Here is a 1,387-nt window from a genome sequence, read left to right on the forward strand (position 1 = left end):
TCTGATCCAAAGATCAATATGAATCAATACGATCCGAATTTATATGAAGTTCAAAAAGGAGATACGCTCTATTCCATTTCGAAGAAATTCAATTTATTGGTTGAAGATTTAAAAAGAAAAAATAATCTGACCGATAATGCAATTTCGATCGGGCAGAGGTTGAAAGTGAAGTAATAATTGTTAGTTATTAATTGTAAATTATTAATGAAAAAGAAAATCGCAATTGGGACTTTTATTTTCTCTACCGTTTTAATTATTAGACTTTTTTGCGGAGTTTATATTCATGATGAATTTGCAGAAAAACATTTATTTATAAAATATAAACCAACTTGGAAATGGACTTTTTATTCACCCATAAGAATGTCTGACACCAAAATAGAAGAGCTTTCAAAAGAAGAACAAATAGAACAACAATATTTCAATGAGTTTATAAAAGACAAAGGATTAAGTAGATAATCTAAAATCTAAACTCAAAAATCTAAAATTAAATGTTATATAAAAGAAGTAGTCAGCTTTTTGCTGAAGCAGAAAAAGTAATTCCGGGAGGAGTAAATTCACCAGTAAGAGCGTTTAAAGCAGTTGGCGGAACTCCGATTTTTGTAAAAAGTGCTAAAGGCGCATATTTATATGATGAAGACGGAAACAAATTAATAGATTACATCAACTCTTGGGGGCCAATGGTTTTAGGTCATGCATATCAGCCAGTTGTTGATGCTGTTATTGAAAAAGCAAAGCTTGGAACTTCATTTGGAATGCCAACAGAATTGGAAACAGAAATCGCAGCTTTGGCAGTTTCTATGGTTCCGAATATTGATAAAATACGTTTTGTAAATTCAGGTACAGAAGCTTGTATGAGTGCGATTCGTCTAGCTCGCGGATTTACAAAAAGAGATAAAATCGTAAAATTTGCAGGTTGTTATCACGGACATTCTGATTCATTTTTGATTCAGGCGGGAAGTGGAGCAGTAACTTTTGGATCTCCAAATAGTCCAGGAGTTACAGAAGGAACTGCAAAAGATACTTTATTAGCAAAATACAATGATTTAGAAAATGTAAAAACATTGGTTGAAGCAAATAAAGGAGAAATTGCTGCAATTATTATTGAAGCAGTTGCAGGAAATATGGGATGTATTCCGCCAGCAAAAGGTTTCTTGCAAGGCTTAAGAGATTTGTGTACAGCAAACGGAATCTTATTGATTTTTGATGAGGTAATGACAGGTTTCCGTTTGGCGCGCGGAGGAGTTCAGGAATTGTACGGAATTGATGCTGATATCGTGACTTTCGGAAAAGTTATCGGTGGCGGACTTCCTGTTGGAGCTTTTGCAGCACGCGAAGAAATCATGAATTATCTAGCTCCTCTTGGACCAGTTTACCAAGCAGGAACATT

General features: G+C 34.4%; 3 protein-coding genes. All 3 read left to right on the forward strand.

Going from position 1 to position 1,387, the window contains the following annotated elements:
- Positions 1 to 174: LysM peptidoglycan-binding domain-containing protein (locus B3J44_RS15265; protein WP_286969393.1), on the forward strand; the 174-nt coding region annotated here is incomplete at its 5' end.
- Positions 175 to 204: 30 nt separating this feature from the next.
- Positions 205 to 456 carry a hypothetical protein gene (locus B3J44_RS15270; protein WP_286969384.1) on the forward strand — a complete coding sequence of 84 codons (252 nt, stop codon included), beginning with the start codon at positions 205 to 207 and terminating at the stop codon, positions 454 to 456.
- A gap of 32 nt (positions 457 to 488) precedes the next feature.
- On the forward strand, positions 489 to 1,387 hold an 899-nt coding region (locus tag B3J44_RS15275), incomplete at its 3' end, for a glutamate-1-semialdehyde 2,1-aminomutase (protein WP_286969385.1).

Source organism: Flavobacterium sp. UBA4854 (genome assembly GCF_002399805.1).
GTDB lineage: Bacteria > Bacteroidota > Bacteroidia > Flavobacteriales > Flavobacteriaceae > Flavobacterium > Flavobacterium ginsengisoli.